Raw genomic sequence first — 24,844 nt, 5'->3', positions numbered from 1 at the left:
AAATCTCCCCCCTCACTTGATGAGCCTGAGGTTACCGAACTTTGAAGGATCTCTCCAGCTGTTGTTTGTGGGATCGCTCCAGGAGATGATACCGACCCTCTGCCCTTTCTCGTTCGCATCGTTCACCTGGATGTTGAATCCTATCACCGTGTTCGGTGTGGGTTTGATCGTCTTCCACTTGATCGCTGCCTCAACTATGTATCCTCCTTCGATCAGTTTCACCGCTGTCTTGAACCTCGCTGGACTTCCTCCCGTTCCAAACGTCTGCTCGTTCATGTAGTTCACCCTGAACTGTGCGTCGTCGTCTTCGTAGTATCCTGTCTTGTGGTTGTTCTCGTCGATGAAGATCTCCACGGAATCCTGTTCCCACGGGTTGCTGTTGTCTTTGTTCAGAACGGGGTCTTTCACGATTGCAAGTACGTACAGGTAGTTCTCGTCCCACAGCACCCTCACTTTCGCTGTCGCGTTCTTGTCAAGCGATCCCATGGCCACCGCTTTCGTCTCTATCTCCTCTGTCGTGTTCCAGATCTCGTCTATCTCTCCATCGATGACCGGTGTTCCGTATTTTGCTGTCGCTACCATTATTCCTTCGAGTTTCAGCGTTCCGTAGTTCATCGTGTTCGTCTTCTGGCTGTTCGTCGTGTCGCTCCAGCTGTACCACTTCCCGTCGTCTATCACCGCAGCGTCGAATCCTATGTAGCTGTCTTTCTTGAACTCCACACCCGGTATCGTGATCGACATCTCGAAGCTGTATCTTCTAAAGCCAGGCCCAACGAATTTCTTCACCTGTACGTCTTCTCTGTTGACCTCCGTCTTCCAGTTTGTCCACAGCACAGCGTAGGTGTCATCAGGCTGCAGATAGGGTGTTCTTTCGTTGTTCGGGTTGATGAATATGGCCACTCCGTCTTCTGCTGGTTTTTTCGTCTTGTCCTGTACCTCTCCGTAGATGTAGATCGTGCTGTCTTTCCACACCGCCCTGATCGTTGCCTTCACGTTCCCTTCTTCGTCAAGGATCTCTATCGGCTTCGACATCAGGTACGAGTCATCCATCATCCCCACTACCACAGCCTCGCCTTCGGAGATCCTGCTTTCTTTTGGAAGTGGTGGAAGGACCTCAGGTGCCACTATCGCCCAGTAAGCGAGTTTCGCCTGGTGATCTTTGTCGAAGATGAGCGGCCAGTCGTTTCTTCTTGTTGCTCTCCAGGAGTAATCGTCCTTGAGACCCCAGAATGTGACGTTCGTGATCACGTTGCTGTACTTCTTGAAAATCTCAAAGAGCTGCATCATTTTGTGAGCCTGTTCGATGAGTGCCGTCCTCGGTGCCTCTGGGTAGTTGGAACTGGAATCTCTGTAGACACTCATATCGAGTTCTGTGATGTGAATTTCTATACCGGGTATGGTGCTGAACTTTTTGATGGCCTCTTCGATCTGTTTGATGTCTGTTGCAAGACTGATGTGACACTGCATGCCTATCCCATCGATGAGTCCCTTCTCCTTGAGATCCTTCACGAGGTTGTAGATGATATCTCTCTTTCTGGGCTCGAATGTGTTGTAGTCGTTGTAGAAGAGTTTTGCATCTGGATCTGCTTCTCTTGCGAACTTGAAGGCGAGTTCTATGTAGTCAGGCCCCATGATCTGGTACCAGGTGGATCTTCTCAGTCCATCCGGCTGGTTCGGATCGACCGCTTCGTTCACCACGTCCCATGCGTAGACTTTTCCTTTGAAGTGTCCGACAACGGTGTGGATGTACTCTTTGAGTCTTTCCGTCATCGCTTCTTTGGAGAGGAGGTTTCCGTTTTCGTCTTTGAAGAACCAGTCGGGTGTCTGGTTGTGCCACACCAGTGTGTGACCTCTTATAACCATGCCGTTTTCCTCGACGAACTGAATGTATTTGTCTGCTGTTTCAAACCTGAACTTCAGCTTACCGTTTTCGATGCCCGCGAGCAGGCTCTCTGGTTTCATCTCGTTTTCTGCGGTGATGCTGTTGAAGTGTTTCGTGATGAGTTCTATGTCCTTCGGGTTGAGGAAGACCTTGGACGGCAGTGCAACTCCGACTTTGAAGTAGTCTTTTAGTACTTCTTTCAGAGCAGGTATCTCTTTTTCAGGTTCCATTTCAATCTTTATCTCTGCGGAAGTTGTATCCACTATCTTCACGTCGTCTACGTAGAACTCGAGAGTTGGATTTTGAGATTCGAAGTAAAGCGTGAGATCTTCCACGGTAACTCCGGCCGGGATTGTGTACGTTCCAGAAAGCTGCACCCACTGACCAGATGGTACAGTGGCTGATTTTATCCATTCGTACTGTGTGCTCGCGTCGGATGAGTACTTTCTCTGCATTGTCATGATGATCGTCTGATCTTGACCGGAGTTCTGATAGACCCAGGCTTCAAAGGCGTAGGTTTTTCCTGTTTTCAGGATTCCTTTCAAGTTGATCTGGGCACCCTGCCAGCCCTTCTGCCTGTTGGAGATAAAGAGCGAACTCTTACCTGAATGTGCCACTTCAGATGAAGCTTCGATGTTCACGTCTCCTCTGGGCTGCCAGTCTCCAACACCGTTTTCAAAGGATGTTTCGTAGATGACCTTTGGGCCCGATTCTTTTGGAGCAAGTACCTGAACCTTGTCAAGGTAGAAATTGAAATTCGTGTTTTTAGACGCTACGATGATGAGAGAGTATTTTGCGGGTGTGCCTTCGAACGTGGGTGAGAACGGTACTAAGATCTCTTTCCAGTGATCTGATACGACAACCTTGTCGAGTATGACGTCGTACCTCTCTCCCTTCTCATCTTCTGTTCTCGCGACTACGTTGAACAGCTGTGGAGCATCAGAAGATTGATAGACCTGGAAGGAAAGAAGGTAATCTGCTCCGGATTTTACCTTTCCGGTCAGGTCGATTTCTACCCCATCCCATGGGGAGGTTCTGTTCTCGACCTTTAGAGAGTACTCACCATCTGCTGCTACATCCTGAGAAGCTGTGAGAACAACGTCTTTTCCAAATGGGACCACACCTTCTGTTGTTCCTTCAAAACTCAAAGCAAGAACTGTTTCGAGAGAAGAATCTCCCTTAGAGGAGGCTTCTTTCCCGAAACTCAGAACACCCGATGCTGCCAGTACGACACCGAGAAAACCCGCTAAAATCCCCACCAGTACGGCGGTTGAAACATCCAGAAGACCCCGTCTCTTCCTGACTTGCATAGATTCACACACCTCCCTGCATAAAATTAACCAACCTTCTTTTGGGAAATTATATCACCCTAAAGTTATTTTTTGTAAAGAAAAAATTGAGCTTCTTCGATAAGAAATTATACCATTATTGTGAAAGGAACTTTCAAATTAGAAAAACGAAGATATTCTGCAATAATTTCTGCTATTCGAAGTTAATGTGGTGTAATCGCCGTTAATGGTGCTTGATTTCTTTTGATGTGATAGTGTAGAATTCATTCCAAGAAGGAACGATGTAACCCGCGATTGTAACTTCTGATTTCGAAAACAATTTTCGAGGAGGTGTACTGGGTGCTCGCTTATATAGCAAAACGAGTTCTCTACGCCATTCCTTTGTTGTTCGTTATCTCTATTGTTTCTTTCATCATCATCGAACTTCCTCCAGGAGACTATCTCACCACATATGTTATGACGCTCAGGCAAAGTGGAGAGACCATCGATCAGGCGGCTCTGGAAGTTCTGAAGAAAAGGTATGGTCTGGACAAACCAGTGATAGTCCGATACTTTTACTGGATCGGCAACATCATTACGAAAGGTGACTTCGGATACTCTTTCATGTGGGAAAAACCTGTCAGTGATTTGTTGAATCAGAGGGTCTGGTGGACAATACTGATATCCGTTCTTTCAACGGCTTTCGCGTGGGTTTTCGGATTTTTAATAGGTGTTTATTCTGGAACGCATCAGTATTCTATCGGTGATTATGTTTTTACCGTGCTTGGTTATATAGGACTCGCTACACCTAACTTCCTCCTCGCACTGATTCTTTTGTGGTTCATGTTTGTAACGACCGGTGTTAGTTTAGGTGGACTATTTTCTCCGGAATATGCCGGTGCTCCCTGGTCGTGGGCCAAATTTGTTGATCTCTTGAAGCACATCTGGATTCCAGTAGTTGTCCTGGGAACGGGAAGCATGGCCGGTCTCATAAGGGTTTTGAGAGCGAATCTCCTCGATGAAATAAACAAGCCTTATGTGGTTGCAGCGAGAGCAAGAGGAGTACCTGAGAGAGAACTCGTCTGGAAGTACCCGTTGAGAGTTGCCGTCATTCCTTTTGCTTCCACTGCTGGGTGGGCACTTCCTCAGATAGTCTCAGGTGCAGTTGTGACGGGTATCGTTTTGAACCTTCCCACGGTTGGTACGCTTCTTCTTGACGCACTCACTTCCCAGGATATGTACCTCGCAGGGAGTCTCGTTTTGATACTGAGTGTCTTCACGATCATAGGAACTCTCATATCCGACATCTTACTTGCCTGGCTCGATCCCAGAATAAGATTCGAATGAGGTGATAGGTGTGTGGAAGAGGAAGAAGATGGACAAAACAGAAGAACTGTATCTTGCTTCAGAATGGAAGTTGATGTGGTGGAGGTTCAAGAAAAACAAACTCGCAGTTATTGGAATGGTGATTCTCGGAATACTCTACGTTCTTGGTATTTTCTGCGAATTCTTCTCACCGTACGATCCAAACAGGATCTTTGCAAGGTACGTATACGCTCCTCCACAGAAGATTCACTTCTTCCACGAAGGAAAATTCATAGGTCCCTTTGTTTATGGATACAAGATGGAAAGAGATCCGGAGACGTTCAGAAGAATCTACAAGGAAGACAAGACGAAGATATATAAAATAAGGCTCTTTGTTCACGGTGACAAATACAAACTCTGGAACACGTGGGAATCCGACGTTCATTTCTTTGGGGTAGAAGAAGGTACTATCTTCCTTTTTGGAACTGACAGGCTCGGAAGAGATGTCTTTTCCAGAATTCTTTACGGTGCCAGGATCTCCACCACAATAGGGTTGGTGGGAGTCTTTCTCAGCATGGTTCTTGGGATCATCATAGGGGGCATATCCGGATACTACGGAGGAAAGATCGATAACTTCATTCAGAGAACTATAGAGTTTCTGATTAGTATTCCAACCATTCCTCTCTGGATGGCACTGGCTGCGGCGCTTCCAAGGTACTGGTCACAGATAAAGGTGTACTTTGCCATCACCGTGATCCTTTCATTGATAGGCTGGACAGGGCTTGCGAGAGTCGTGAGAAGTAAATTTCTCTCGCTCAAAGATGAAGACTTCGTTGTAGCTGCAAGGCTTGCTGGAGCTTCGGAATGGAGGATCATTTTCAAACACATGCTTCCATCTCTGACGAGTCACCTTATAGCTTCTGCCACACTTTCGATACCCGGGATGATACTCGGTGAGACTGGGCTCAGCTTTCTGGGACTGGGACTCAGACCACCTGCGATCAGCTGGGGTGTTCTTCTACAGGAAGCACAGAACATAAGAACTGTCGCTCTCTATCCATGGCTTCTGATACCTGGTCTCTTTGTGATCATCACTGTCCTTTGCTTCAACTTCGTCGGTGATGGTCTGAGAGACGCCGCCGACCCATACAAGACATGAAGGGAGGAGAGTCATGGAAAAGGTTCTCGAAATAAGAGATTTAAAAGTTTATTTTGATCTCACTGAAGGAACAGTAAAAGCGGTTGATGGAGTTTCGTTCGATATTCGAAGGGGAGAAATACTGGGTCTCGTTGGTGAAAGTGGTTGTGGCAAAAGTGTCACGGCACAGTCCATACTGAGGATCCTTCCAAAAAGTGCTCGAATAGTTAATGGAGAGATTGTGTTTCACAGAAATGGGAAAACGTTAGATCTCACGAGACTCGATCCTGAAGGTGAAGAAATAAGAGATATAAGAGGGAAGGATATATCGATGATTTTTCAGGAACCGATGGCCTCTTTTTCTCCTGTGTACACAGTTGGCGCGCAGATGATAGAAGCGATATTACTTCACGAGAACGTTTCCAAGGAAGAAGCACGAAAGCGCGTTGTAGAGATGCTCAAAAAGGTGAAGATTCCGAATGCCGAGAAGGTAGTGGATATGTATCCTTTTGAACTCTCCGGTGGAATGCTTCAAAGATGTATGATCGCAATGGCTATGTCTCTGAATCCCACGTTGCTTTTAGCGGATGAACCCACAACTGCTCTGGATGTGACTATACAGGCACAAATTCTTTATCTAATGAAGGAACTTCAAAAGGAGTACCATTCTTCGATCCTTCTGATCACGCACGATATGGGAGTTGTAGCCCAGATGGCAGACAGAGTAGCTGTGATGTACCTCGGAAACATTGTGGAGACAGCGGAGGTCTTCGAACTCTTCAAGAATCCGCTCCATCCTTACACACAGGCTCTGCTGAGATCCATTCCGAAGATTGGAATAAGGAAAACGAGACTCGAGACCATAAAGGGCATGGTACCGGATCCGTACAATCTTCCAACGGGTTGCAGGTTCCACAACAGATGTGAGAAATTCATGAAAGGATTGTGTGATGTGAAAGAGCCTCCCGAGGTAGAGGTAAAACCCGGCCACAAAGTAAAGTGCTTCCTTTATGGAGGGGAAAAAGAATGAAACTACTCGAAGTGAAGGGACTGAAAAAGTACTTCCCGCTGACAAAGGGTTTTTTCAAGAAGGTAGTAGGTTACGTCAGAGCAGTGGATGATGTCAGTTTCGATATAAAACAGGGTGAAACTCTCGCATTGGTGGGAGAGAGTGGATGTGGAAAAACAACAACAGCCAAGAGTATCCTCAGAGCGATAGATCCCACAGATGGAGATGTTATTCTTCATCTGGATGGAAAAGACGTGAACATAGCAAAGCTCTCCAGAGATGAACTGAAACCCTACAGAAGGTATATGCAGATGATCTTTCAGAATCCTTATACCTCTCTCAACCCAAGAATGAAGGTCAAGGAGATCGTTGGTGAACCACTTCTGGTGAACGGTATAGCGAAGGGAAAAGAACTGGAAGATCGAGTGGCAGAACTTTTGAAGGCGGTCGGATTGAGACCAGAGTACATGATAAGGTATCCGCATGCCTTCTCAGGTGGTCAGAGACAGAGAATCGTTATAGCAAGGGCAATCGCCCTGAGACCGAAACTGGTGGTGTGTGATGAACCGACATCTGCACTGGATGTTTCCATAAGGGCACAGATACTCAACCTTTTAATGGATCTTCAGGAAGAATTTGCCCTCACCTATCTCTTTATCACACACGACCTGAGCGTTGTGGAACACATATCCGATAGAGTTGCGGTGATGTACTTAGGAAAGATTGTGGAACTTTCCAGCACCGAGGAGATATTCGAAAATCCAAAGCATCCATACACGGAGACGCTTTTGAGGTCCGTTCCAAAGCCTGATCCGGATCTGAGGGAAGAACTCGTTCCAATAGAAGGAGAGGTTCCAAACCCGGCAAACCCACCATCAGGATGCTACTTCCATCCAAGATGTCCTTATGCAAAAAGTATCTGTAAGGAAGAGTATCCTGAGTTCAGAAATCTTGGAACGGAAGACAATCCACATTACGTGGCCTGTCATTTCGCCGAAAGTTTGAAATTGAGAGGTGTGAAAATCACTTTGTGAGGGGGTGTTAGTTGTGAGAAGGTTGTTTGTTTTGCTGTCGCTTGTGTTCATGGTTGTTTTAGCTCTTGCTGCCAACGACACATGGGTCTTCTACGCAACACCGGAAGAGTACTACAAGGCTACAGGAAAGAAGATTACCGAGTACCATGAATCGCCGATGCTGACCAAGCTCGTCGAAGAAGGAAAGCTTCCACCCGTCGAACAGAGACTCCCGGAGGAACCGCTCGTGGTTCAGCCTGTTGAAAAAGTTGGACAGTTCGGTGGTACCTGGAGAAGAGTCTGGAAAGGGCCTTCTGACAGGTGGGGTATTTCCAAGCTCATCGAAGTGAAACTCGCGTTCTGGGACAAAGAGGGTGGAAAACTCGTTCCGGGGCTCGCGAAGAGCTGGGAGGTTCTGGAGAACGGAAGGGTCTACATCTTCCATCTGAGAAAGGGTGTGAAGTGGTCCGATGGAGCACCGTACACGGCCCACGATATCGTGTTCTGGGTTAACGACATCGTAGGAAACGACGATATCACGCCTTCGAAACCTGACTGGTACAACATTGGTGTGAAAGTCGAAGCGCTCGACGATTACACGGTGAAGTTCGAATTCAGCAAGCCTTATGGATTGTTCCTTCTGAAAGTTCCATACGGTGGATTTACCGGAGCACCAGCACACTATCTGAAACAGTTCCATCCAAAGTACACACCGATGGAAGAAATAGAGAAGAAGATGGTGGAAGGTGTGCACAACACCTGGGTGGACCTCTTCAACGATAAAAACGACTTCCTTGAAAACACCGAGCTTCCAACACTATCACCGTGGAAGCCTATCACCGATCCAACAGAACAGTTCTACATACTCGAGAGAAACCCGTACTTCTGGGCGGTTGATATCGAAGGTAATCAGCTTCCATACATCGATTACGTGAGGCACGAATACGTCAAGAACGACGAAGTCATACTCCTGAAAGCGATCTCCGGTGAAATCGATATGCAGTGGAGACATATCGGAGGACTGGGAGCGGGAGCAGGAAACTTCACACTGCTCATGGAGAACAGCCAGAGTGGAGGATACAGAGTGCTAAAATGGATCGCTGCGAACGGTTCTGCCAGCAGAATCTCACTAAACTACGCTCACTCCGACGAGGTGCTGAGGAAGGTCTTCAACGATGTAAGGTTCAGGCAGGCTCTCTCACTCGCTATCAACAGGGAAGAAATCAACGAGATTCTCTTCAACGGTCTCGCTGAGCCAAGGCAGGCGTCTCTCGTGAGTGGATCCCCATACTTCGATCCCGAATGGGAAAAAGCTTATGCAGAGTACGATCCAGACAGAGCGAACAAGCTTCTCGATGAAATGGGATTGAAGTGGGATGACAAGCACGAATACAGACTCTTACCAGATGGCAGACCACTCCGATTCACCATCACTGTGACTGGGCAGTTTCATGTTGACGTCTGGACGATGGTAAAAGAATACTGGAAACAGATAGGTGTCTGGGTGGAGATTGAGAACCTTGAAAGATCTCTCTTCTACGAAAGAGCCGATGCCGGTGACTTCGACGCGATGGTGTGGAACATGGATAGGGCTGCCCAACCACTCTCTTCACCGATGGTCATCTTCCCGGGTTCCGAGAACATAGCAGACTTCTGGTACATCGGATGGAGTGGCTGGATCTCATACTACATCGACAAGAACATAAGAGGTGTGGAGCCCGAAGAAGTACCCGAAGGGCCTGAACCACCAGAGGTCGTCTACAGACTTGTCGATCTGTACTACCAGATAGCCTCCACGCCGGATCCTGATAAGATCAAAGAGCTCATGGCAGAAGCGACGAAGATCCATAGAGAAAATCTCTGGATGATAGGAACCGTCGGAGAAGACCTTTCGCCTGCCATAGCGAAGAACAACTTCAGAAACGTACCGGAATTCCTCGTAACGGACGATGTGTTGAGAACTCCTCTGAATGCCATGCCGATGCAGTTCTTCATCGAACAGAAATGAATCTAAGCCCCCGGCAATCGCCGGGGGTTTTCAGAACTTTCAGGGAGGGAAATGCTGTGGACTACAGGATGTGCTGGCTGGAGTACAGAGGTTTACCAGCTGATGTCGCCGGAAAACTCAAAGACTGGTTTTCAAGTGTTTCCATTCTGGAACCCGGTTCTTCAGTTTTGAAAGACGAGATCAGAAGATTTTCTGAAAGATCGATTGGCATCACTCCCAGATTTTATTCCAGACCCTTGAAGAAAGAAAAATACATCATGGTGGGACGTTTGGAATCCCTTCCCATCAAGCTTGATGTGAATCTTGGTGAGGAAGGTTTCATGCTGAGAACGATTGAGTGGAATGGTTCGAAAATTCTGCTTGTAACTGGCGAAACAAAGAAGGCGCTTGTTTACGGGATTTTTGATTTGATGAAGAGAATAAGACTTGGTGAAGATATCGAGAAGATGAACGTCCTGGCGAAGCCGAAAGCGAAATTTCGTATGCTTAACCACTGGGACAACCTCGATGGAACGATCGAGAGAGGATACGCAGGGAACTCCATTTTTTTCAAAGACAACAGAATTATCATAAATCAGAGAACGAAAGACTACGCCAGACTTTTAGCCTCAATAGGTATAAACGGTGTTGTTATAAACAACGTGAACGTCAAAAAGCGAGAAGTTTACTTGATAGACTCTATCTACCTTAAAAAATTGAAAAAGTTGGCTGATATCTTCAGAGAGTATGGAATTAAGATCTATCTAAGTATAAACTTCGCTTCTCCTGTTTATCTGGGAGGGCTGGATACGGCCGATCCCCTCGACGAAAGAGTGGCGCGCTGGTGGAGAGAAAAAGCGAGGGGAATATACGATTATATTCCAGATTTTGGAGGATTTCTTGTCAAAGCCGATTCTGAGTTCAATCCTGGACCGCACATGTTTGGAAGAACGCATGCAGAAGGGGCAAACATGCTTGCAAGGGCTCTGGCACCGTTCGGTGGAGTAGTAATATGGAGAGCTTTTGTTTACAACTGCCTCCAGGACTGGAGAGATTACAAGACGGACAGAGCAAAGGCGGCTTATGACAATTTCAAGCCTCTTGATGGGCAGTTCGACGACAACGTGATCATTCAAATAAAGTATGGTCCTATGGATTTTCAGGTGAGAGAACCCGTCAATCCGCTTTTCGGAGGAATGGAGAAGACAAATCAAATTCTTGAGCTTCAAATCACGCAGGAATACACAGGTCAGCAGATTCATCTGTGTTTTTTAGGAACCCTCTGGAAGGAGATACTGGAATTCGACACGTTTGCGAAGGGTGAGGGTTCTTACGTGAAGAGAATCGTGGATGGAACTCTCTTTGACCGTGAAAACAACGGTTTTGCCGGAGTATCAAACGTTGGTGACAGTGTGAACTGGACGGGCCACGATCTCGCTCAGGCGAATTTATACGCGTTCGGAAGACTTGCGTGGAATCCCGATGAAGAAATCGAAAGGATAGTTGAAGAATGGATAAAACTCACTTTCGGCGATGACGAGAAGGTTCTGGAAAATGTTTCATACATGTTGATGAAATCCCACAGGACGTATGAGAAATACACCACTCCGTTCGGGTTGGGATGGATGGTGAATCCTGGTCACCACTACGGTCCAAATCCGGAGGGATACGAATATTCGAAATGGGGTACTTACCACAGAGCCAACTGGGAAGCGATCGGTGTCGATAGAACTTCCAGAGGCACTGGTTACACCCTTCAATACCATTCACCGTGGAAAGAGATATACGATGATATCAACACGTGTCCCGAGGATCTTCTTCTTTTCTTCCACAGGGTACGATACGATCATCGTTTGAAATCCGGAAAGACACTCCTTCAGACGATGTACGATCTCCACTTTGAAGGGGTGGAGGAAGTAGAAGAATTCATAAAGAAATGGGAGGAACTGAAAGACAGGGTATCACCAGATATTTTTGAGAGAGTGAAAGAGCGTCTTCATATGCAACTCGAACACGCGAAGGAGTGGCGTGATGTAATCAACACATACTTTTACAGGAGAACGGGTATCCCTGATGAGAAGGGAAGAAAGATATATCCGTGATCAGATTGCTCCTCCTTCTTCTTGATATATGACCTCCCATTCGAAATTGTCTATGTAGAAGTCGAGTGTGGCGGGTTTCGAAGCACAAACACCGAGTAGATATCTTTCGACATTGCCAATATCAGGGACGGTCGTGGTACCTTCCACGGTCGTCCATTCGTTTTTCTCCAAAAGAGCCGTGGCTATCTTTGTGAGTGAGGTGCTGCCGCCGGTTTCTTCATAGATGTTCATAGTGACAGTCGCCTGGTCTTCTCTGGTTTGAAGTATGTCGATATAAAACTTAACGATGTCTCCTTTGAAAGCTTTTCCTTCAAGGAGCTTCTTTAGATCGAACCACACGCTGATGAAACCGGTGACATCTGTTGAAGAAGGAGAAACGTAGAGAACCGTTCCGTGTTGATCGGATTCGGGCAAACTGTTGTCCACAACAGTAGTAATTGTTGATTCTGGAGATTGACCCTCGACAATACTACTTACTAATGTCTCCTCTGAAATCTCTCCAGTACCTGGTGGGGTTTGGAAAGTCGTGGTCAGCATGCATCCTGTGAGAATAAGACTGAATAAAGTAGCAGAAATCAAAAGAACTTTCATTGCGATCCCCCCTTCTTTAAAATCACCTCGTTTTCCAGTATTCTGAAAAGAATATATGAAAGCCCCTCGAGGATTATATCTTTTCTTTTGTAAAGATCTTCGTGATCGGCGTCGAAAACGAGTGCATTTCCTCCGTATGAGGCACTTTTGCATGGTACCATACCATCCGTTTCTTCAAAATCGTCTTTCATTGTGGAAACACTACTTGCGAGAAGTTTCAGGCCGATCAATCCCAGAGTGTCCCACGCAGATGTTGTCATTATGTTCAGTAGAATTCCTGGAATACTTTCTACACTATCGAGGGAAATAGTTCCGACCAGGTTCACAAACGGAACATTTGAAAAATCCAGTGGTTTTCTTTGCCAGAGAAGATATCTGTATCCTGGAGCGTACGTTGCACTGAAACCCGCGTAGGATATCAGAAGAGCCGCTCTGAGATTTTCTGCGGTCTTTTTGTCTATGAGAAACTCCTCTTCGTATCGATCTGGATCGGTGAACAGAACGTTGGCAAGTGGACTTCCTAAGTGAGGCGTTCCCGCGAAGATTATCCCTTTCACGTTTCCAGGGTGCTTAGCAGCGATATGCTCTGCTATTATTCCTCCCATGCTGTGTGCGAATATGATGATGTTCTCCATATCTTTTGTGAGATCGATGAATCTTTCGGCTGACTTTTCCGGATCTGCAAGAAGAGTTGGGTAGATAAACAGATAGACGTTTATTCTCAGTCTTTCTCCTATTTCCTCGAACACCTTCTCAATCTCTTTCTTGTACTCGGTCATCTCGCCTGTGTATTCCCTCGGATCCATTCCGTGTATCACTACGAGATTGAGAGAAGAACCTTCTTTGTGTATTTCAGCGAGTTTTTCCTCTGGTTTTTGCCATTTTATCACTTTTCCAATGACGGTGGCGTTGGTTTCAAGGAGAGGAGGATTGTACGGATCAACGGTTCCATCGTACACCATCCTGAATATACACCAGTCCCCAGCGTAGTACTCCACCACATCGTAGAGTGTGGGTGTAGATTCCAGAATGATGTTGAAGCCAAACATTGATACACCAAGAAGGACGATCGCAACCAGAAAGAACCTCATTCTGATCTCATCCTTTTCTTGAATATCATGAAAAGTGCCACCAATCCCGTTAGAAAGAGGGTGTAGTGTCCCGCTGACAGGGTGATTCTTTCTTCTCCAAGAATGGGTCTCAAAAACCCTGTCAGGTACTCAAGAAGACTCATTCCAGCGAAAAACAAAACAATGATACTTCCAACGAACATGTGTGCATGGTACTTTTCTTTAGAGATCTCGAATTGTCCAGCAAGAAAAACAAGCGAGACGACTCCCAGGAAGATGCCGAACAGAAGATCGATCTTCATGTAAAGGATACCAGAAATCAGGGTTAATATGAACATCAAAATGTTCATATTAGCATCACCACCAGTTTTCCAACATAGAATACGATCAGGGATAGCACATACGCAATTGAAAGGGAATATCCAATTGAGAAAAGGGTCCACTTCAAACTTCCCGTTTCAGAATATATGGTTGCGATAGTTGCGAAACACGGTATGTACGCCATGACGAAAATGAGAAACGCTATGGCAGACACAGGGTCCATTTCCGCAGACAGAGCTTCCTTTGCTCCCAGGAATGTTTCTTCCTCGAATCCATAGAGCATCGACATAGTCGAGACAACAACTTCCTTCGCTACGGCCCCGTAGAAGAGCGATGTCACTATCTTCCAGGAGTATCCAAAAGGCTTGAAGATCCACTCCAAGGATTTTCCTATCATCGCGGAGAAGCTGTTCTCAATGTCCCCGGCTGCTGGGAAATAACTCAAAACCCAGATAAGAATGGCAGAAACGAATATGATCGTTCCGGCTTTTTTCAGAAAGTGCTTTCCTCTGTTCCAGGTGTAGATGTACAGATTCTTGAGTGTGGGCATTCTGTACCTCGGCAGTTCCAGAATGAGTGGTGAAGTCCTTCCCCTGTAGAACAGCCAGTTTATGACAACCGATGAAAGGAGGGTTATCAGAATACTCAGAGAGTAGATTATAAAGAGCATGGCAGCGGAGGACTCAGGGAAGAAGATTCTCAGAATGAGAAGGTACACTGGAAGTCTTGCGCTGCAGCTGATAAAGGGAGTGATGAGGATGGTCACGAGCCTTTCTCTTGGATCATCTATGGCACGGGTGGCCATGATAGAAGGTACATTACATCCGAATCCGAGTATGAGAGACATGAACGCTCTACCGCTCAGTTTGAATTTTTCCATGATTCTGTCCATCACGAACGCGGCTCTGGGGAGATAACCGCTTTCTTCCAGAAAACCGAGTGCGAGGAACATGGCGAAGATGTTTGGTGTGAACACCAGAACACTTCCCACTCCACCAATGATTCCATCGGATATCAGCGATGTGAAAGCGTTCTCTCCGAAAGTGTTGACAACAGCGGATCCCAACTGGGAAAAGAGCAGATCCAGCAAGTCCGAAAAGACCTGCGCGATGTCGAATGTGAACTTGAAAACGAGATACATGAGGGCAAAGAACAGCGGAAACGAAAGAAACTTGTGGGTCAGGACATGATCTATGGCTTCGGATAGAGAGAGAGATTTCGACCCTGCATCTGCAAAGGCTTCTTTAACAACGTTTTCAACGTATTCTCTCTTTCTTTTCGCTATGAGAAGGCGATAACCGATCCTTTCTTCTTCGCTCAGCTCTGGAAGACCAAGCTTCACGCCCTCTGAGTAAAATTCCGGGTCCCCCGAGAGGTATTTCAAAGCGAAATACCTCGGGTTGATTCTCAACTTTTTATCTCTGAGAAAATTTTCTACCTTCTTTATCTCAGATTCTACTTTTTCTCCGTAATCCAGAATCATTCTGTGAAGAATCGTGTTTTTTTGTGCGTACTCCACAATCTTTTCTTTGAGTTCCTCCAGACCCTCTCCAGTAACAGAAGAGGTGAAAACCACGGGGATTCCCAGATGTTTCTGAAGTTCATAACGATCGATTTTCATTCCCGTCTTTTTCGCTTCGTCTATGGCTGTCATGGCAAGGATAACTTTTTTTTCCATTTCTAGTATTTCAAGAAGTAGATACAGACTCTGCTCTGGATTGACAGAGTCCGCGACGAGTATCACAAGATCAGCGTCACCTTTCAGTAAATAGTCACGGGCTATCTTTTCGTCTATCGAGGAATATCCGAGCGAGTAAGTTCCAGGAAGGTCTATCAGATTGATGGTGTACCCTTTGTATGTGAAGACACCTTCCTTTTTCTCAACCGTCACGCCGGGCCAGTTGGCGACGTACTGTTTCGTGCCGGTCAGGGCATTGAAAAGACTGGTCTTTCCAACGTTTGGGCATCCCGCAAGAGCGACTTTCACGATTTTTTGAGAAATCTCACTTCTGCGGGTGAGACTCTTCACCGGCATCGCTGACCCTCCTCACCCATATCTTGGTTGCTTCGCCGTATCCTAAATCTATTTCCCTTCCTTCTATGTAGTATCTCCTTCCTGAAACCTGTATTTTCTTACCTGATTCGATTCCAAGGTTCTTCATTCTAAAAAGAAATCTCCTTCCACCATTTAGTTTGGTTATCTCGTAAGTTCCATCGTCTGCAAGGATCAAAGGCAATTCTCCTCCCACGACTTCCACTTCTATGAGATCCGCTTCTCTTTTTCTCAATGTGATGTTCCTATTCCCAATCTTGCAAACGATGGGATCTCCCAGGGGAGCGACTTGAACGATTTCTATTTCTTCACCTGGAACGAATCCCATTCCCACGAGTTTTTCATGCAGTTCTCCGGAAACTTCGAGTCTTTTTATTCTTGCGGGAACTCCTGGTACGAGTCTTGAAAGTTTCACGGCTCTGCCCCCTTTTTTTGAGAATGATTCTCAAAAAATTCAGATTAATTGTATCATCATCACATGGATGCTTTCAATATATACATTTCTAATATATTGTCTATACGAGTCTTCTGACAAGCTTTATGGCATCCTGAGGGCAGACTTCATGGCAGACGTAGCATCTTATGCACTTCTGGTAGTCGATTCTCTGAGAGGAGATATCTATGGCCGAGGCGGGGCATCGTTCCTCGCAGAGCCGACACTTCACGCACTTTCTGGTGTCGATCTTTGGATACTTCACAAAGAACCTTGAAAAGGTTCTGGATAGTCTATCGAGGGTGGAGACGGTGGAAGGAAGTTGTATAGAAGCGTGGAACGTTCCCACAATTTCATAATCAGGAACTACTCTTCTTTTTCGAGCATGCTGAACCGTGTAAACAACATGATCTATTCCTAAAGCTTTGCAGACAGCGTCGTCGAGAGCAAAAGCATTTTTCGAAACAGCCACAAGGCCAAAATGTTTCTTTTTACCGTTTGTGGGTCCGTTTCCTTCCATACCCTCCACACCGTCGAGAATCGTGAGAACTGGAGACACGATTCGATGAATGTCTATCAACAGATTCGCGAAATCGTCGTAATTCTTTGCCCTCATGTGCCAGGAAGATTTTTCGAGACCCACCACACATCCGAAGGTGTTTTTCACTCCGAGTGTCATAACCATTTGGGAGTGGGTCTTCAATTTTGGAAGATTAACCACCTTGTCTGCTTCAAGAACCTTCCTGGAAATTTTTATCTTCTGAAACACTTCTCCGCTGACTTCCACAGGATCATCCAAAGGAACACATGGAACGCCCAGTCTTTCACAAACATCTTCAACACCTGTGACAGAAAAACAGCCTCGCAAGCCCTTCCGCTTCAGGGGAACGGGTAAGAGGCTTGCTTGTTGGTCATGTTCGTGTTATGATTGGGTGTTGTCGCTATCGATCCAACCGGATCATGTGCATCTTTTTGTTTCTGCGCCTCCTCGGTTAGCTCCGGCACAAATAGTCAACCTGTTCAAAGGGGTGTCTTCAAAAAAGCTTCTCGAAAAATTCCCGCACCTGAGAACAAGAGAAGGATTGTGGAGCAGAACATACTATGTGGGCTCAGTGGGCACCGTTTCAGAAGAAACCATCAGGAGGTACATTGAAGAGTGTCAAGATATGTGATCAGAACCTACAAAGTCCCTGTGCCGGTGGAATTGTATCCTTTGTGTTCCGAGCTGAACAGGATCGCCGCTCGGATCTACAACAAAACCATGTCGCTGGTCAAAAAGATCAAAAACAAGAAAGGTTTTTGGCTCTCACCGAACACAGCGCAAAAATACATCCTTCGCTGGTCGAGCGCTATCGATATCCACACTCACTCCAAACAAGCCATGGTCCAGCTGTACTTTCAGGCACTCAATAGCTACTTTGTTGCAGTCAAAACAAATCCACATGCAAAACCGCCATACAAGAGGAAAAATTTTCTGCCGTTCATTTGGAAAAATCAAGCCATCAAGCTTTTGCCAGATGGGAAGGTCAAGCTCTCGATGGGACGCAATCGAGAGCCATTTGTAATCCCCACAACGTTGCCAGCCGGTACAACAATCAGGCAAGCCAAGTTGGTTTACGAAGCCGGCCGGTATTATCTTCACCTTGCGATAGAGGTGAAGAGTGAGCACAAGAGAGGCCAAAGCCAGAAAGTTATGTCCGTAGACGTCGGAATACTCCGCCCGATAACCTGTTTCGATGGTTCTGAGGTGATTTCATATCACGGTGGTGTTCTCAACAGCATACTCAGATACCGAAACAAAAGACTAGCAGATATTCAGCGGGCTTTGAGTCGATGCCAAAAGGGCTCACGAAGGTATAAAAAACTGTCGAGAGCCAAAAGAAGGGTGCTGTACAAGACGAGAAACCAAATCAACGACGTGCTCCACAAAATCACGAGCCACTTCATCGGTTTATGCGTGCAAAAGAACATAGGCACCATTGTCGTCGGAGACATTACGAACATAAGAGAACGCACAAACGGCAACGATAATTTCAATCAAAAACTGCACCAATGGGCCTTCAGAAAGCTCATGAGCCAGATAGAATACAAAGCGCAAATATTCGGCATCGAGGTCGTGCGCATTTCTGAAGCGCATACAAGCAAAACGTGTCCTGTATGCGGCACTCAAAACAGGCCGTCTGGACGAAATTACAAGTGCGCCGGCTGCGGTTTTGAGTATCACAGGGACGGAGTGGGAGCAATCAACATTTGGAAAAGGTATCTTGGGACGAAGTCCCAAGTAGTAGCGGGCTTGGCACCCGCCAGAGGTGTGAGGTTTAACCCGCACCTCTGTGGCCATGGAGCGATTAGCGCTCCATGGAAGGCAGCCTAAGAGCTGCCAAGAATCCCATCCCCTTCAGGGGATTGGGAGTGTCAAAAGAACCTTATCGGATGGTGAAAACAGGTGAGAAAAGTACTTGTCAAGGAGTTCTCTGAGCCTTGTGCTGGCTTCCTCGTAGTTGGAGACGTTCAGGAACCAGACCTTTTCCAGATGACATCCCTCCCGTCTTTTATGGTCTCGATACCGGATGGGATATTGAGCTTTCCTTCTTTGAGTATTTCGATTATGAGATCTTTTGGGAGAGCCGTTTCGATCCATATTTCGGAGATATCGACGATTTTTAACTCACGGACCGCTATTTTCTGAAGTGCTTTTTCTATTCCTTTCACGTATTTTTCCTTGTCCATCCACATCACCTCAAAACAAAAAGGGGGCATATGCCCCCTTCGTTTCTATGGATTTCATCAGAAGTTGATCTCAAAGTTTCCTCCAACGGGGATTGCGATCACGTTGTTTTTCTCGTAGATTCTCATTTCAACACCTGCACCGAGTCCAACTACGAGTCCTTCAAAGTCTCTTGTGTAGCTGGCACCAACACCAAAGACCCAACCGAATTTACCAAAATCGAACTTGGCCATAGGCCAGCTGGGTCCACCGAATCCCCTTATGACAACTCTGGATTCTCTGTCGAGTTCAATGGAGTATTTGAAAACAGCAAACAGATCGAGTGCGTTCTGACTCGGAGTAGCATCAACAGAGAAAAGAGGAGTAGCATCAGTACCAAGAAGATAAGCAAAACCAAGCCCAAGACCCAGCTCCATATTTTCTGCTACCGGATATGTGAGATCGAGACCAAAATCCAAGTAATTAGCGGCCGTAGCATCGGAAGTTGTAGATGTCGCAGAAACAACAAAATTATAATTCCCAAAAACGCTGACCTTCAGATCCTCCAGCGAGAAAGCGAAAGCTCCCACTGCCACTACCGCGAGAAGAATCACAAGAAGCTTTTTCATGAAAACTCCCTCCCTGTAATGAAATTTTCCGTGTTCAATTATAACACACAGAAGTGGTAAAATATCAAGACAGAGGTGGTGATTTTGAGTCCGGAGAAGTTTCTGCTAAGGTACGCTAAAAAATACTGGTATCTTTTTCTTGTAGGAACTGTACTATCTCTGATTCTCACAGTGATGGAAATCCTCCCACCCCGTTTGATGAAAACGGCGATAGATAAGTTTCTTGTGGAAAGTACTTTATCTTCGTTTGAGCGTTTGAACGGTATTGTAATAACGGCCTTTATAATTTTAGGAATTCGCGTCCTTTCCTTTCTGGTGGGGTTTGCGAGTTCTTATGTAACAGGATACGCAGGCTCAAGGATAGTCCTTCTGATGAGAAAAGATGTGTTTTCCCATGTCATTTCACTTCCGTATTCTTTTTTCACAGGAATACCTTCCGGAGTAGTTACCACCAGGATCGTTAACGACACACAGAATATCCAGGAGTTCTTCTCTTCTGTTGTGACCAGTGTGATTATGGATGTTCTCCTTTTGGGAGCGGTCGTTGTTTCTCTCGTCCAGCTCAGTCGTGAGCTTTTTGGCCACGTCTATTACCTTTTGCCTTTGATCGTCATTTCGATCCTCCTGTTCAGATACTTCGACAGGAGGGCTTATCGTAAGGTCAGAACCAACCTCGCCCGCCTCAACGCCTTCCTGGCAGAGCATATAGCGGGTATCAACGTGACAAAAATCTTGAATCTGGAAAAACACAAAGAAAGGGAGTTTTCCACAGTGGCCACAGAGTATTACAGGTCCTTGATGGAGCAGCTTTACGTTTTCGGAGTCTTTCGTCCCCTTATGGATTTTCTCTACTTTCTGGGAGTGAGTCTTGTTTTATGGTACGGTGCCAGGTATATCGCGAATAAAACCCTTGGATTCGGTTCTCTGTACGCTTTTGTATCTTACCTCGATATGTTCTTCAGGCCTCTCAGAGACCTTTCTGAGAAGTACGATATAATCCAGAACTCCATGGCATCCTCCGAGAAAATTTTGAACCTCTTAAAAGAAGAACCAGAGGTCATAGGAAATCCAAATGGACCGAATAAGATTTCAAAAGGTCGTGTTCGTTTTGAGAACGTGTGGTTTTCGTACGACGGAAAGAACTGGGTGCTGAAGGACATAAACTTGGATTTTCAACCAGGGAAACTGTACGCGATAGTGGGAGAAACAGGTGGTGGGAAATCCACTCTCATGAGCCTGATAAACGGTCTTTACATACCACAGAAGGGAAATATATTCATCGATGAGATTCCGCTTCTGGAGTACAATTTAAAACTCGTGAGAAAACAGATAGCAGCTGTCCCGCAAGATGTGCTGCTGTTTAGCGGTACGATCCTCGATAATATCAGGCTTTTCGATGAGAGCATACCAGAAGAACGGGTTCTCGAAGCACTGAAAAGAGTTCATGCTCTGGATATAATAGAGAGGTTACCCGGAGGTGTTTATTACGAAATAGTCGAAAGAGGAACCACTCTCTCAGCAGGCGAAAGACAACTCATAGCGCTCGCGAGGGCCGTTTTATTTGACGCGAAGATCTTCATTCTTGATGAAGCGACGAGCAACGTGGATGTTATAACAGAGACAAAGATTCAGGAAGCTTTAGAAGAGCTTTCGAAAGACAGGACAGTGATAATGATCGCACACAGACTCTCTACTGTGAAAGACGTCGATGAAATAGTGGTAGTCCACAATGGTAGGATTGTAGAGAAAGGCAATCACTATGAACTGTTAGAGAAGAGAGGATTTTACTACAACCTTTACAAGATACAGTTCGAAAATGCGTAGGGAGGGAAAACAATGGACAGATCAGAAAGATTGATTCAACTCATCTCTGAAGAGGGCATTGACGCTTTTCTGATAATGAACATAGAAAACTCCGCCAGGGCATCTTCGGTTTACTTTTCCGGATTCACCGGATCTTTTTCTATCATTCTCATCTCCGAAAACACAAGGCTTCTCATAACCGACTCCAGATACACAGTTCAAGCCAAGCAGGAAACGGATTTCGAGGTGAGGGAAGTAAAAGGTGGGGATTTCATTGATGTTCTCAAAAAAACGGTGAATGATCTGAAAATAAAAACGATTGCTTTGGAAGAAGAAAGGGTTTCTCTTTCACTTTTCCGGAGGATTTCGAGTGCCTTTGGAGATAGAAAGTTCATAGGAATAGATGATGAAGTCAAGCAGATGAGGATGGTGAAAGACGAAGGAGAAATCGAGAAGATAAAACAGGCAATAGAGATCTCTGAAAGAGCCTTCCTCGAAACGGTACAGCAGATCAGAGCTGGAATGACAGAAAAAGAGATCGCCGCCCTTCTCGAATACACGATGAGAAAAGAAGGAGCGGAGGGTGTAGCTTTTGACACCATAGTGGCTTCAGGCTGTAGATCCGCACTTCCACACGGTAAAGCCTCAGACAAAGTAGTTGAGAGAGGGGACGTGATTGTGATAGACTTCGGGGCCACATATGAGAATTACTGTGCTGATATCACCCGTGTTGTTTCCATAGGAGAACCATCCGACGAAGTAAAGGAAGTTCACAGTATAGTTCTCGAAGCACAGGAAAGGGCTCTCAAAATTGCAAAGGCAGGTGTGACGGGAAAACTACTCGATTCGGTTGCCAGGGAATTTATACGGGAAAAAGGTTACGGTGAGTTCTTCGGACACAGTTTGGGACACGGGATAGGCCTCGAAGTACACGAAGGACCAGCCATCAGCTTCAGAAACGATTCTCCACTTCCAGAAAACGTTGTTTTCACCGTAGAACCCGGAATTTATCTGGAGGGAAAGTTCGGTATAAGGATAGAAGAAGACGTGGTCTTGAAAGAGCAAGGCTGTGAAATACTCACTACTCTGCCGAGATCTATCTTCGTCGTCTGAGATCTTCCAGTAGTTCTCTCACTGTCTTTCCCATCACAGGATGGATTAAATCTGGAGCTATCTCGCACAGTGGTTCCAGGACAAACGTTCTGTTGTGCGCATCGGGATGGGGTATTATGAGGTCTTCTTCGCTGAGAACAAGATCTTCATAGAATACGATGTCGAGATCGATGATCCTGGGTCCCCACCGTATCGTTCTCACTCTTCCCATGTTTCTCTCTATTTGAAGAAGTGTATTCAGCAGTTCGTGAGGAGAAAGCGGTGTTTGTGCGATACAAACCGCGTTCAGGAACCTCGGTTGATCTTCGTAGCCGTATGGTTCTGTTTCTATTACGGAGGAGACTTTTTCCACCTTTATATTTCTCTTGTTCATTTCCTCAAGGGCTTTTTCTATGTTTCTCTGCCTGTCACCGAGGTTGCTTCCAAGCGCTATTACAACCTTTGCCAGAGTATCGCCTCCATCATTCTTATCACCCTCTTGTTAGGGAGGACATCGTGTACCCGAATTATATCTACTCCTTTCATCGTGCAGTACGCGGTGACCGCAAGAGTACCTTCAAGTCTTTCTTCGGGGGGCACGTTTCCCAAGGTGATTCCTATGAAAGATTTTCTTGAAGCACCTATGAGGATGGGCAGTTTTAACTCTTTGAATTCGTCGATCCTTCGAAGAATTTCGAGGTTGTCTTCGTATCTTTTTCCAAACCCGATACCCGGGTCCAGAACGATCTGGTTCACACCTTTTTCTTTTAGATACTCTATTTTTTCTGTGAAGTACTCTTTTATCTCCTTCACCACATCTTCGTAATGAGGATTTTCCTGCATCGTCTTTGGCGTTCCTTTTATGTGCATGAGAACGTAAGGGACGTTGTTTTCAGAAACTACTCTGACGATATCCGGTTCGAATTGATAACCGCTGATATCGTTTACGATATCCGCTCCGGCTTCAAGAGCTTTCAAAGCCACCCTCCACCTGTATGTATCTACGGAAATCGGAACGTCGGTTATCGATCTGATCGCTCTTATCACGGGAATCACTCTGTTCAATTCTTCTTCCTCATCGACGGGATCTGATCCGGGACGGGTGGACATTCCTCCCACGTCTATTATGTCAGCACCTTCTTCTATCATCTTCTTTGCGGTTTCCACCGCTTCGAGTACGCTCTGTTTTCTGGAATCAGCGAAGAAGGAGTCCGGTGTGACGTTTATTATTCCCATAACCATCGTTCTTCCAAACTCGATCTTTCTGTTCCATGGAGTTGTGTAAACCACGTTTCATCCCTCCAGAACGAAATCTCCTTTTTCTACACAGGCGAACGCGTTGTGGTTGTGTATGCTTTCCATACTTTCCACGTAGACTCTGTACCAGGTGATCCTTGGATCTTTCTCCAGTTCCAGTGCCACGTCTCTTGCCACATCCTCTACGAATCGGGGATTCTCATAAGCCTTTTCCGTGACGAATTTTTCGTCCGGCCTCTTCAGCAGGGTGTAAAGAGGAGAGCTTGCGTTTTTCTCCGCTATTTCTACCAGATCTTCGAACCAGATGAACTTTCTGGTTTTCACCGTTATTTCAACGAAAGCCCTCTGGTTGTGAGCACCGTAATCGCTGATCTCTTTTGAACACGGGCAGAGTGTGTGGACAGGTGTTCTGACCCCAATTTTGAAAGAAAAATTCTTCTCCTTTTCTGCTTCAACGAAGCAGTCCACTTTCAACGGCGATTTCTTTCTGGAAACAGGAGACTCCTTCCATATGAAGTAAGGAAAGTGGATCTCCAGGTGTGCCCTCTTTGCTTCCATGATTTCTATGAGATCATCCAGAATCTCTTCGAAGATTTGAGGAGTTATCACTTCCAGTTTGTTTAGAACTTCTATGAATCTGCTCATGTGTATTCCCCTTTTTTCACGGTGAAGATCCACTGAACAGCTAATCTGAGCAACGGTGGACTGGTATCCATCTTCCTTGAGAATCACCTTGAGAGGCCAGTGCAGATCTTTTATTCCCACCTTTTTTAGAGGGACCATCCTTGGGTCTTTTTCGTTCTGAACATCCTTCAAACCTTCTCACCCCTGTACACAACACCGCTCGTTTCTGTCTCCCACAGTTCTATCTCGTGGAGCCTGACACCGCGTTTTTCCATCTCTTTTGAGAGCTGATCCCATATCCATATCGCTACTCTTTCCGTGGTGGGCTGGTCGAACATGTCGTTGAGATACGAGTGATCGAGTTTAGAAATAACCAGCTCTTCGACGATTTTTTTCAGCTCGGCAAAATCCATGACCATCTCTTCTTCGTTCAGAGGACCTTCTATCTTAACAACGAGTCTGTAGGTGTGACCGTGGAGTCTCTCACACTTTCCAAGGTACCTGGTCAGATTGTGTGCGGCTTCAAAAGAAAATTTCTTCACCAAGATCATGCTCTCACC

General features: G+C 45.9%; 23 protein-coding genes. 10 read left to right on the top strand and 13 right to left on the bottom strand.

The genetic code is table 11. The features are described from left to right. Positions 1-12: 12 nt before the first annotated feature. Complete coding sequence (gene xynA, locus TM_RS00280; RefSeq protein WP_004082550.1) at positions 13-3,192, bottom strand: endo-1,4-beta-xylanase XynA; 3,180 nt, start codon at positions 3,190-3,192, stop codon at positions 13-15. 318 nt (positions 3,193-3,510) lie between these two features. On the opposite strand from xynA, the gene TM_RS00275 reads away from it, so the two are divergent. From TM_RS00275 to aguA, 6 genes are read left to right on the top strand one after another with little or no spacing between them, the layout of a single operon-like run. Then, entirely contained in the window at positions 3,511-4,497 is a 987-nt protein-coding gene (locus TM_RS00275; RefSeq protein ID WP_004082548.1) for an ABC transporter permease, read from the top strand. A 28-nt stretch (positions 4,498-4,525) separates the two neighbouring features. After that, entirely contained in the window at positions 4,526-5,614 is a 1,089-nt protein-coding gene (locus TM_RS00270) for an ABC transporter permease (protein WP_004082547.1), read from the top strand. A gap of 13 nt (positions 5,615-5,627) precedes the next feature. Continuing rightward, complete coding sequence (locus tag TM_RS00265; protein ID WP_004082546.1) at positions 5,628-6,623, top strand: ABC transporter ATP-binding protein; 996 nt, start codon at positions 5,628-5,630, stop codon at positions 6,621-6,623. Beyond that, a complete protein-coding gene (locus TM_RS00260; protein WP_004082545.1) occupies positions 6,620-7,636 on the top strand; it encodes an ABC transporter ATP-binding protein in 1,017 nt (338 codons plus the stop codon). The genes TM_RS00265 and TM_RS00260 overlap by 4 nt, the downstream gene beginning before the upstream one ends. A gap of 13 nt (positions 7,637-7,649) precedes the next feature. Continuing rightward, positions 7,650-9,623: an ABC transporter substrate-binding protein gene (locus TM_RS00255; RefSeq protein WP_004082544.1), complete on the top strand. Its 1,974-nt coding sequence runs from the start codon at positions 7,650-7,652 to the stop codon at positions 9,621-9,623. 56 nt (positions 9,624-9,679) lie between these two features. Further along, positions 9,680-11,704 carry a xylan alpha-(1->2)-glucuronosidase gene (gene aguA / locus TM_RS00250; protein ID WP_004082543.1) on the top strand — a complete coding sequence of 675 codons (2,025 nt, stop codon included), beginning with the start codon at positions 9,680-9,682 and terminating at the stop codon, positions 11,702-11,704. Here aguA and TM_RS00245 read toward each other — a convergent pair whose 3' ends face one another. The 6 genes from TM_RS00245 to TM_RS00220 form a co-directional block, all read right to left on the bottom strand. Continuing rightward, on the bottom strand, positions 11,705-12,295 hold the full coding sequence (locus TM_RS00245; RefSeq protein WP_004082541.1) for a hypothetical protein: 591 nt from the start codon (positions 12,293-12,295) through the stop codon (positions 11,705-11,707). Next, entirely contained in the window at positions 12,292-13,386 is a 1,095-nt protein-coding gene (locus tag TM_RS00240) for a lipase family alpha/beta hydrolase (RefSeq protein ID WP_004082539.1), read from the bottom strand. Before TM_RS00240 ends, TM_RS00245 begins: the two co-directional genes overlap by 4 nt. Beyond that, positions 13,383-13,715: a hypothetical protein gene (locus tag TM_RS00235; RefSeq protein WP_004082537.1), complete on the bottom strand. Its 333-nt coding sequence runs from the start codon at positions 13,713-13,715 to the stop codon at positions 13,383-13,385. Before TM_RS00235 ends, TM_RS00240 begins: the two co-directional genes overlap by 4 nt. Further along, complete coding sequence (feoB, locus tag TM_RS00230) at positions 13,712-15,721, bottom strand: ferrous iron transport protein B (RefSeq protein ID WP_004082534.1); 2,010 nt, start codon at positions 15,719-15,721, stop codon at positions 13,712-13,714. Before feoB ends, TM_RS00235 begins: the two co-directional genes overlap by 4 nt. Next, positions 15,690-16,154, bottom strand: a complete 465-nt coding sequence (locus tag TM_RS00225) for a FeoA family protein (RefSeq protein ID WP_004082532.1) — start codon at positions 16,152-16,154, stop codon at positions 15,690-15,692. Before TM_RS00225 ends, feoB begins: the two co-directional genes overlap by 32 nt. Positions 16,155-16,254: 100 nt before the next feature. Next, complete coding sequence (locus tag TM_RS00220; protein ID WP_010865039.1) at positions 16,255-17,040, bottom strand: DUF362 domain-containing protein; 786 nt, start codon at positions 17,038-17,040, stop codon at positions 16,255-16,257. Between TM_RS00220 and tnpA the strand changes: the two genes are divergently transcribed. Both tnpA and TM_RS00210 read left to right on the top strand, forming a co-directional pair. Further along, entirely contained in the window at positions 17,018-17,344 is a 327-nt protein-coding gene (gene tnpA / locus TM_RS09765; RefSeq protein WP_010865038.1) for an IS200/IS605 family transposase, read from the top strand. The two genes, TM_RS00220 and tnpA, sit on opposite strands and share 23 nt — an antisense overlap. Then, on the top strand, positions 17,329-18,546 hold the full coding sequence (locus TM_RS00210; RefSeq protein ID WP_004082517.1) for an RNA-guided endonuclease InsQ/TnpB family protein: 1,218 nt from the start codon (positions 17,329-17,331) through the stop codon (positions 18,544-18,546). Before tnpA ends, TM_RS00210 begins: the two co-directional genes overlap by 16 nt. Before the next feature lie 137 nt (positions 18,547-18,683). On the opposite strand, the gene TM_RS00205 is transcribed toward TM_RS00210, so the two are convergent. After that, complete coding sequence (locus TM_RS00205) at positions 18,684-18,902, bottom strand: hypothetical protein (RefSeq protein ID WP_004082515.1); 219 nt, start codon at positions 18,900-18,902, stop codon at positions 18,684-18,686. A 57-nt stretch (positions 18,903-18,959) separates the two neighbouring features. After that, positions 18,960-19,508, bottom strand: a complete 549-nt coding sequence (locus tag TM_RS00200; protein WP_004082513.1) for an outer membrane beta-barrel protein — start codon at positions 19,506-19,508, stop codon at positions 18,960-18,962. Positions 19,509-19,592: 84 nt separating this feature from the next. On the opposite strand from TM_RS00200, the gene TM_RS00195 reads away from it, so the two are divergent. Together TM_RS00195 and TM_RS00190 are read left to right on the top strand one after the other, a co-directional pair. Further along, positions 19,593-21,332: an ABC transporter ATP-binding protein gene (locus TM_RS00195; RefSeq protein WP_004082511.1), complete on the top strand. Its 1,740-nt coding sequence runs from the start codon at positions 19,593-19,595 to the stop codon at positions 21,330-21,332. A 12-nt stretch (positions 21,333-21,344) separates the two neighbouring features. Then, the gene (locus tag TM_RS00190; protein WP_004082509.1) at positions 21,345-22,424 is read left to right on the top strand and encodes a M24 family metallopeptidase; all 1,080 of its coding nucleotides are present in this window, start codon (positions 21,345-21,347) and stop codon (positions 22,422-22,424) included. On the opposite strand, the gene folK is transcribed toward TM_RS00190, so the two are convergent. Genes folK through queD form a run of 4 tightly spaced genes read right to left on the bottom strand, consistent with a single transcriptional unit; the run spans position 22,408 to position 24,835 of the window. Continuing rightward, on the bottom strand, positions 22,408-22,818 hold the full coding sequence (gene folK / locus TM_RS00185) for a 2-amino-4-hydroxy-6-hydroxymethyldihydropteridine diphosphokinase (RefSeq protein WP_238581566.1): 411 nt from the start codon (positions 22,816-22,818) through the stop codon (positions 22,408-22,410). The genes TM_RS00190 and folK overlap by 17 nt on opposite strands. Before the next feature lie 38 nt (positions 22,819-22,856). After that, positions 22,857-23,693, bottom strand: a complete 837-nt coding sequence (gene folP / locus TM_RS00180) for a dihydropteroate synthase (RefSeq protein WP_004082506.1) — start codon at positions 23,691-23,693, stop codon at positions 22,857-22,859. A gap of 3 nt (positions 23,694-23,696) precedes the next feature. Beyond that, a complete protein-coding gene (gene folE2 / locus TM_RS00175; RefSeq protein WP_004082504.1) occupies positions 23,697-24,476 on the bottom strand; it encodes a GTP cyclohydrolase FolE2 in 780 nt (259 codons plus the stop codon). Continuing rightward, entirely contained in the window at positions 24,473-24,835 is a 363-nt protein-coding gene (gene queD / locus TM_RS00170) for a 6-carboxytetrahydropterin synthase QueD (protein WP_004082502.1), read from the bottom strand. The genes folE2 and queD overlap by 4 nt, the downstream gene beginning before the upstream one ends. Positions 24,836-24,844: the final 9 nt, after the last annotated feature.

The organism is Thermotoga maritima MSB8, from assembly GCF_000008545.1.
Classification (GTDB): domain Bacteria; phylum Thermotogota; class Thermotogae; order Thermotogales; family Thermotogaceae; genus Thermotoga; species Thermotoga maritima.
The sequence above is the reverse complement of the archived record's forward strand: the minus strand, read 5'-3'. Positions and strand labels throughout refer to the sequence as shown.

What these genes read in the sequence shown, in the direction of transcription:
- xynA (WP_004082550.1), bottom strand. Translation starts at nt 3,192, where the DNA reads ATGCAAGTCAGGAAGAGACGGGGTCTTCTGGATGTTTCAACCGCCGTA.
- TM_RS00270 (WP_004082547.1), top strand. Translation starts at nt 4,526, where the DNA reads ATGGACAAAACAGAAGAACTGTATCTTGCTTCAGAATGGAAGTTGATG.
- TM_RS00265 (WP_004082546.1), top strand. Translation starts at nt 5,628, where the DNA reads ATGGAAAAGGTTCTCGAAATAAGAGATTTAAAAGTTTATTTTGATCTC.
- TM_RS00260 (WP_004082545.1), top strand. Translation starts at nt 6,620, where the DNA reads ATGAAACTACTCGAAGTGAAGGGACTGAAAAAGTACTTCCCGCTGACA.
- TM_RS00245 (WP_004082541.1), bottom strand. Translation starts at nt 12,295, where the DNA reads ATGAAAGTTCTTTTGATTTCTGCTACTTTATTCAGTCTTATTCTCACA.
- TM_RS00240 (WP_004082539.1), bottom strand. Translation starts at nt 13,386, where the DNA reads ATGAGGTTCTTTCTGGTTGCGATCGTCCTTCTTGGTGTATCAATGTTT.
- TM_RS00235 (WP_004082537.1), bottom strand. Translation starts at nt 13,715, where the DNA reads ATGAACATTTTGATGTTCATATTAACCCTGATTTCTGGTATCCTTTAC.
- feoB (WP_004082534.1), bottom strand. Translation starts at nt 15,721, where the DNA reads ATGCCGGTGAAGAGTCTCACCCGCAGAAGTGAGATTTCTCAAAAAATC.
- TM_RS00205 (WP_004082515.1), bottom strand. Translation starts at nt 18,902, where the DNA reads ATGGACAAGGAAAAATACGTGAAAGGAATAGAAAAAGCACTTCAGAAA.
- TM_RS00200 (WP_004082513.1), bottom strand. Translation starts at nt 19,508, where the DNA reads ATGAAAAAGCTTCTTGTGATTCTTCTCGCGGTAGTGGCAGTGGGAGCT.
- TM_RS00190 (WP_004082509.1), top strand. Translation starts at nt 21,345, where the DNA reads ATGGACAGATCAGAAAGATTGATTCAACTCATCTCTGAAGAGGGCATT.
- queD (WP_004082502.1), bottom strand. Translation starts at nt 24,835, where the DNA reads ATGATCTTGGTGAAGAAATTTTCTTTTGAAGCCGCACACAATCTGACC.